The sequence below is a fragment of the Glaciibacter superstes DSM 21135 genome, from assembly GCF_000421145.1.
GTDB lineage: Bacteria > Actinomycetota > Actinomycetes > Actinomycetales > Microbacteriaceae > Cryobacterium > Cryobacterium superstes.
Window position 1 is genome coordinate 23,140 of the sequence record NZ_ATWH01000022.1, and the last position, 7,414, is coordinate 30,553.

Below are 7,414 nucleotides of genomic sequence, written 5' to 3' on the forward strand. Positions count from 1 at the left end.
GGGCGTACCAGTCGACTGGTACAGAGGGGTCCGATTCGGCTGGGTGTACCAGTGCATTGGTACAGGTGGGTGTACCAGTTGCCTGGTACATCAGTCGTCTTTTCGTCGCGAAGGGCCAAAAGCGTCGAATATTGGTCGGCGTTACCAGCGTTACCGCTGGTTACCACCACCCTGGTAACGCATAAGAAGCTGGTCAAAGGGTTAATTCGGGCCCTCGTTACCGAGTTACCAGATTGCAGGGGTATGTGTGTGTATGCCAGAGGGTTAGAGGTCAGGCTCTCGACCAAAACCTAACCCCCGCGATCCGGAAGATGACGCCGGGGGCGCTACCTGTCACCGTGTACGTGCCAGAGGTGGAAGCCATGATGAAGAATGCGAGACCGTTATCCATATCTTCCCCATGCGCGGAATGCCACCAAATCCTACGTTTACCCTACGTTTACTCCGGGACACATAGGGCATCCGTTGGGCCTTGAAAGTCGCCGGCGACCGTTCAGACTCCTCTAAGCCCCTTATTCTCCGGGTCCCGCGGGACGTTCAGAGGAGTTCCTTCCCCAACCCATCCTAAGGAAAGGGTTGGGGGTTCGAGTCCCTCCAGGGGCACGTAGTGTCGTCGCCTGCAAATAGAAAAATAGCTCTGACCAGGGATTTTCCTGAGGTTGGAATAGCGCACATTAAGTTCCCCTTAGGGCGACCGACCAGTTCGCGGAACTCTTCGGCGAAGATGCCCTCGGTTTCGTGGATCTCTCGTCCCATGCGAATCTTTTGGAATAGCGTCCCGTTGAGGTCCCGCTTCCGGACAGGATTGCCGCCGGTGTAGAGCCGAACGCAGCCTTCGAGGACGTCCAGATGCTGCGCGAGCTCACGACGGCTCTCGTCGCTGCTCATTTTGAGCCGGTCGCGAGTATGCGCGGCTTGTGTTCTGCGACCGGTGAGCCAGCGCTGCTGGTCGAGAAAGAGCGTGCGGGGGAGTGCGCCGGCGTAGTAGGCGTCGAGCAGTTTGAGCTGGCGCTCGTCGAGGTCCCGTAAGTGATCGTCGATCTCGCCGAGTTGCGTCAGGTGATCCGTGTCCGTTGTTCGGCGATGCTCGATCTCTTCGTTCTCTATCTGCTGTCGTTCGGTCGTGGTGATGCTCAGGTATGCGTAGAGCTGCTCGACTCGGTGCTCGGCCTCGGTGATCGGGATTGCCCGTTGGTGGCAGTTGATCGGACTTGCTTGCCGGCCGGAGCAAGCGAAGTAGGTGTAGCGCTTCCCGGAGGCCGAGGTGACGTGTTGCAGGATGAGTCGGCGATCGCAGGAGTAGCAGTAGAGCATGCCCTGCAAGAAGTGGTTATGCACCCGCGAACGCTCGCTGTAACGCCGGGCGACGAGGACTGTCTGCACCTTCTCCCAGAGCTCTGCCGAGACGAGGGGCTGGTGCGAGCCGCGGTGCTCGACGCCATTCAAGGTGACCACGCCCTTGTAGTAGGGGTTGCGTAGCATGCGACGCACGGCGCTCAAACCCAGTGGCGCACCTGTCACCCGTTCGGACGAGCGTGAGCTCAGGCCGCGGGAGGACAGAGCTTCCGTGAGCCGCGGGACACTCCAGGTCCGTCGCGCGTACTGCTCGAAGGCCCAGCTGATGTGGGGCGCGCGATCCTGGTCGCCATAGCCGAGCGGTGCGCGGCCCGCGGTGCCGCCTTCGTCTACCTTCTGACGCAGGCCCTTCTTCACCTCGGTTGAGAGGTTGTGAGAGTAGAACTCCGCGATCGAGGCCATGATCCCGTGCACCAGGCGACCACTGGCGGTCTCGTCGATATTCTCCGTCGTTGAGACAAGGCGGACTCCTGCCCCGCGCAGCGCCTCGACGATCTGGACGTCATCCGCGCGATTCCGCGCCAACCGGTCGAGCTTGTGCACGACGACGAGATCGACTTTGCGGGTGGAGACGTACTCGAGCATCCGCTGCAGCTCCAGGCGGTTCGTGGTACGCGCCGAAGCACCACGTTCGACGAACTCCGCAACGACCACCGCCCCCAGCGATAGCGCATGCCGTTTGTTCGCCGCACGTTGCGCCGTCAGCGAGAAGCCATCGTCCGTGCTTCCGCTGCCCACCTGTCGGTCCGTCGAGACGCGCGAATACGAGACCGCCGTCAACGGTTCGAAACGAAGAGATTGCTGATCAGAAATCTGAGGTTCATCAGTCATAAACCCAACGTGACCTGGTTTCGGGGCATCCCGTGTGGGCGGTGGATCAGGCGGAGCAAGAATTGCTTTGCCCTGATCGCCACTAGCAAGTGGTCGAGACTGAGGAATGACCGCCAGGTCGGGCGACGTACTGTGTCATGGCCTTGGAACTCGGGCAAGAATTGTCGGGTTGATTCGACTAACGCATGGGATGCTTTTGCCGAGAGAGCGGAGCTCGACGGTGAGACTGACCATGTACCTGCTTCGCGAGTCCGCTGAAGCGGACGATTCGTCGTTACGGTCAAAAGTAGAAATTACGCCAGCCGAGCTCAAGTCCAGCGATGATCAGATTGCCGGCGTCTACGTGCTTCACGGCGACCCACGTCGTCCCGGATGGATGGACGAGTTGAGTGCGATCGCGACGGTAGATGTCGATCCGGCTGATCTCGAAACTCGAAGCCTGGGTGCCGTTGTCCTGGTCATGTCGAACTCTCGTGTCGTTGCGGTCACGTTCGGCACGGGCTTCCACGCGATCGAGCCCTCCTTGATCGAACGTGGATTTGGACTCAGGGTGACGGCCAACATGGTCGCGGCCAACGGCATCCGAGGCGGCCAGACCCGAGGGGTTGCACGCAGTTCACGGGATCAAAAGACGCTGCTACCGATCAACGGTGAATTTAGCGACCTGAACGTCGAGGTGGACGAGGACTGGCTTCGCCAGTTGTCCGGCAAGTCATCGGACAAAGGATTTGCCTCAGCAGTGTCAGGGGCGGACTCGCTCACACTCACCATCCCGAATTTCACCTTCTCGATGCTTGGCAAGAAGGTCAATGAAGTCGTGCAGGCATGGGAAGGGGAGCAGTTCAAGACCAAGTTTCCCTTCCTTGATCAGATTGTCCCTATCGACAAGAGCGATCCCATAATCGAAATCCTCGACGGACTAGCAGACGCCCAGATCAGACACCAGGAGCCAGGACTGGCGTTTGCGGCGCCTGATCCGTTCGAGCAGCTCGATGTTGACCACTTCGAGATCACTTGTCAGTACCAGCGCTATGAACTTGCCGATCTAGAGACCACTGCAGTCCTGAAGATCGCGCAGAGTCTCGACCCGTCAAAGAGCCCTCTCGAAAACATCCGTGTTTATGCCCTCGACGAAAACGGCGACAACGTCGATCGTGCTTACCCGCTGAAGTCATACATTCAGACCGAAGTTGTCCACGGAGGCGAGAACTATTTGCTCTCTGCGGGGCTCTGGTTCTCCCTGAGAACTGACTTCGTCGCGGAAATCGAAGCGCAGGTCCAAGCGATACCCGACTTCAGCGAATCGTTGAATCTTCCAACCTGGGATGCCAAGGCGCTCCGCGACGATCCCTCAGACCCGACAGCTGAAGGCTCGTATAACATCCTCGTCGCGAACGCGCGCAGCTGGGTGAACCTCGACAAGAAACTCGTGTACTTCGGGCGATACGAAAAGCTCGAGATTTGCGACCTTCTAACTCCCAACGCGTAGCTGCTGTGCGTAAAGACAGCATCCGATTCGCCAACCCTTTCGCATCTCGTGGCGCAGGCCGTGAATAGTGCTGATGCATGGGGTGATCTGAAGTATCGAGAAAGGCTGGCCGAAGCATGGGCTGAGATATCAACGACGGCCACTCCAGATCGCGAGTCGGCGACGTTTGTGCTTGCAATTGCGACTGCTAAGCCGGGCCGATTAGCAGACACCCTGTTCTTCTTCTCCAAGGTCCAAATCGCCAATGGATTTCGGCAGGTCACGCGAGGTCAGTTCTCCTTCGGCCTAGCGCGCATTCCGATGAACCCGATTGATCCCGACAAGAAGGAACGTGCCCCCAGAACGCCGAAGTTCGAGTAGCTGAACCGCGAATATGATCCGACGTAGGATGCCAACGGCGGGGATTCCCTCGAAGCTACGCCCATCGCGTGGAGCGCAAGGAATCTCTTGGTCGTCGCTACGCGAGGGCTGGAACCGACTCGATTGTGCCGAGTAGAGACCGATCGGCGAGGTCTGTCGCTGGTCTTGTGGCCAGGTTTTCCAGACGGCCGAGTTGTTTGTCGGTGAGGTAACGGAAGCTCTGGGCCGGCTCGATATGGAGCTGTCGGCGGAGATCGTCGAGGCTAACTGGGCGCAACCACAAGTTGGGGGTGTCGAGTTCCAAGACGGAGCATTCGCTCGCACCGTGGAGGTAGTCGATGAGCTCTGCCTTTTCGATCCCGATGACGTGTGAGTAGTTCCGCCAGATTTCCTCAGCGTTGCTTCGAACAAGCCTCCGCGCTCGCATGGTTCCAAGGATCGCCTTCTCCGGTGACGTCGAGTAGACGATGACGGTCGTGCCCTCTGGTACGTCAGGGAAGCGACGCCGAATCTCTGCGGTCTTCGTCCCAGCGAAGAGTCCCCGTGCGAAACGGGGTCGGACTGACAGTAGGAGAACCCGACTCATACCGCATGTCCTCCATCGAACTGCAGCGCCATCACGTCGTCGAACATCTGGGAGTCGACCTGTTGCATGCTCTGCACCGTGTCCTTCACATATCGCTTGAAGATCTCGTCGTGGCGCGAGACCGATCGTCCGAGAAGTTCAGTGTCCTGGAAGCGTATGACATTGACCTTGCCTGTCTTGCCAGCGGCGCCCTCGATCTCGGACTTTCGGAGGACGCCAACTTTGCCGAAGCGCGCGATCGCGTCCTCAGCGGAGACTCGCGCTGAATCGACGAGTACCGACCTCGCGACGATCTTCCGAATCGTGATCGTCTTGTCGCCGGTGGCGTACCAAAGGATGCGCGCCGGCAGGCCCTTAGGCTCAATCCTCGATCCCGAGAAATAGACCAGCTCACGGGAAAGTCCTAGCCCCCGTCGCCTCAGCGAGATGAGGCCATCATTTAGGCCGAGAAGGTTGGTCGCCCATCGAGGCTGAATCGGGATGATGTAGGTCGGCATCTTGGCGCCCTGGACCACGAGCGGCCACTGATGCCGCTCAGCAAGGGCGACCTCTGCAGTTGAGGTAAGCGCGAGTGCATTGACCGTAGCTGCTGCCGGACCGAGTATGGCCGCGCGGAGCACGTCATCGCTGAAGCCGTCCGCTCTCAGTGCGGCATCGAGCGTGACCGAGATGGCCGTGTCGGCGACCTCGATGCGTGTCGCATGGTGCTCCCAGGCCGCTCGTCGGAAGTGTCGAAGCAACTGGAAGGCAACAGTGCTTCCGCGTTCACCTCGAATGGCGCGGATCAGCGGTAGTCGAAGGGTCGTCCCATCGAGCTCCAAGGCAGCAAGTGCCCACAGACTGCCTTGCTTATCGACCAGCTTCTGTACCTTGATCGTCTTCCGCTTCGCCATCAGGTCCCGGAGGCGCTGCTTGAACGCGTTCGGCTTCGTTTCGATCTCATAGACGCGGAAGGCTGGTTCCAGTCCGGGCTCGTCACTCGTAACGTCACGCCATTCGAGGTCTCCGTCATCGATGAGGTTCGAGCGGAAGTCAGACATAAAGGGCTCAGGGCTCAGGGCCGTGATCAGCTGATGTGGACGCACGACCTGGATGCCGTGCTCTCCGAGGTTCCACCCAGCGGCGGCGAGATGTACATTGCCATCATTTGTGACGAAGTAGTCGGCTCCTGCGTGGATGGCATCGACCAGATGGAGGACGTCCTGCCGAAGGCTCGGGTCCTTCGCAAGTACATGCGTGTCGGTCGCGGCCAGCAGGACATTCTCGAGAGTCCGATCGCCTGGGCGAAGAGTGCTCAGCCTCGTCAAGTGCTGGCTGGCTGCTCGAAGATGGGTACGCACCGCTTGGTCCTGGTTCTTGCTGATCTCGTTATCAACCTCGCCTGAGGTAACGAAGGTCACCAGCGGTTGCAACCAGTCGGCCTGGAGCTCCACGGTCTCTTCGCGATGGTCGCGCCGGATATCGGGCGGTGAGAAGAGGTCGCCAATGATATTGGTGTCCAGCACGGCGATCGGCAGACCAGACTCGAGCGACGCGGACTCCAGAAGATCGAGTCCATCCTCGAGGTTGATCCGCTTCACCCAATTCATCAGGATCGAGCCGCTGAGGGCCCTGCCGGCGCGCTCCGACGCTACATGCATGCCCAGCGACTGCCAGAACGCGTCGATGCCGTAATCGGTGCGGCAAGAAGCCGCGATCAGCGACCGTCGCGGATGCAACCTGATCGCGGTGTCGACCATTTCGCGCGCCAGTCCTGTGCCACGCGACACCTCACCCACACAGACATGAACGAGTTTGATCAGGTTACTTCGAGGGATGTCGTAAAGGATGTAACCCGTGATGACTGCATCGAGCATGCCGAGTAGGAGGCCCCGGTGCCTCGCACGGTCACGGAAAGCCATATCGGGCATTGGACCGAGCCGCGCGCGATTGGCCTTGTGGATCATGAGGACTGAGCCCAACTGTGCTTCGGCATCGGCAGACTCCGGGTCCCAGGCGACGACGCTCACGTCCAACGGAGCCCCCTCTCAGCCGATCGCTCCATCTGTCTAGCACGAGCGGCTCGATCCGGAGGCCCGCAAGGCCGAGCGGGAGTCAACTTCCCTGCCTGGCTAGGCGGAGACGGCATTGAGATCAAAGGAGTCAGGTGTCGTCGCCCGCCAGCAATTGAGCAACCTCGCGGAGTGACATGCCCACGTCGTCCGCGAATGCAAGAGCCGCTCCCTTTTCGCCACGGGGGTCCGTGCCTTTGCCGGCGTTGTCAGGAAAGACAAGCGCGTACAGGTCCGCCGACGGGGACTTAACAATCACCTGACCACGCTCCTTGGCACGTCGGCGAAGCTGAGCGAGGGTAGGTTCGGTATCCATGTGAATACGCTATTGCCACAAGTGTCGGAGAACGATTCCCGTTCTAGGAACGCGCCGCCTCAGCCGTGACCGTTTATCGCTCGCTCTGCCTCCGTGCCGAGTTCGTGGTCGGCGACTAGCTTTCGCGCCATGTGTCAAGTTTGATGCTGGACGTGTGTGATCGGCCCGGGACGTTTTTGGACCGGGCTGTGGGAGGTCGATGGACATGCGTTCGTGTGGAGGGCTGGGCCGTCGTTGGTTCGGCAGGCTGATCAGGCGCCGTTGTGCGGCAGGCTTTCGTGTGCGCCGTGAGAGGCGGCCCAGCGCGGGCGGGCGGCAAGCTAGGTTGCGCCGTCGAGCGGCATAGCTACCGTGGCCGTCACCGTCCGCGACTGAGCCTTCCTTGACAATACGCGTCTTCATCGAAGGGTTGTTGGGTCACGAGC

4 protein-coding genes, 1 tRNA gene and 1 pseudogene are annotated in these 7,414 nt (G+C 60.0%); 2 read left to right on the forward strand and 4 right to left on the reverse strand.

Annotated elements, in window-relative coordinates; genetic code table 11:
- The first annotated feature begins 507 nt into the window (after positions 1 to 507).
- Positions 508 to 603 (forward strand) — tRNA-OTHER (locus K323_RS29960).
- Here K323_RS29960 and K323_RS28075 read toward each other — a convergent pair.
- Positions 565 to 2,187: a recombinase family protein gene (locus K323_RS28075; RefSeq protein ID WP_022887472.1), complete on the reverse strand. Its 1,623-nt coding sequence runs from the start codon at positions 2,185 to 2,187 to the stop codon at positions 565 to 567. The two genes, K323_RS29960 and K323_RS28075, sit on opposite strands and share 39 nt — an antisense overlap.
- A gap of 232 nt (positions 2,188 to 2,419) precedes the next feature.
- Between K323_RS28075 and K323_RS0122275 the strand changes: the two are divergent.
- A pseudogene (locus tag K323_RS0122275) lies at positions 2,420 to 4,036 on the forward strand (DUF6119 family protein).
- Between the two features lie 97 nt (positions 4,037 to 4,133).
- Here K323_RS0122275 and K323_RS28080 read toward each other — a convergent pair.
- The 3 genes from K323_RS28080 to K323_RS0122295 form a co-directional block, all read right to left on the reverse strand.
- Positions 4,134 to 4,622: an ASCH domain-containing protein gene (locus K323_RS28080; RefSeq protein ID WP_022887475.1), complete on the reverse strand. Its 489-nt coding sequence runs from the start codon at positions 4,620 to 4,622 to the stop codon at positions 4,134 to 4,136.
- Positions 4,619 to 6,637, reverse strand: coding sequence for a PIN domain-containing protein (locus K323_RS0122290; protein WP_022887476.1), 2,019 nt, complete (start codon positions 6,635 to 6,637; stop codon positions 4,619 to 4,621). Before K323_RS0122290 ends, K323_RS28080 begins: the two co-directional genes overlap by 4 nt.
- Positions 6,638 to 6,764: 127 nt before the next feature.
- Positions 6,765 to 6,989 carry a hypothetical protein gene (locus tag K323_RS0122295; RefSeq protein ID WP_022887477.1) on the reverse strand — a complete coding sequence of 75 codons (225 nt, stop codon included), beginning with the start codon at positions 6,987 to 6,989 and terminating at the stop codon, positions 6,765 to 6,767.
- Between the last annotated feature and the right edge of the window lie 425 nt (positions 6,990 to 7,414).

Bases quoted from the DNA above. Each gene is read 5' to 3' on its own strand.
- K323_RS28080 (WP_022887475.1), bottom strand. From the start codon at position 4,622: ATGAGTCGGGTTCTCCTACTGTCAGTCCGACCCCGTTTCGCACGGGGA.
- K323_RS28075 (WP_022887472.1), bottom strand. From the start codon at position 2,187: ATGACTGATGAACCTCAGATTTCTGATCAGCAATCTCTTCGTTTCGAA.
- K323_RS0122295 (WP_022887477.1), bottom strand. From the start codon at position 6,989: ATGGATACCGAACCTACCCTCGCTCAGCTTCGCCGACGTGCCAAGGAG.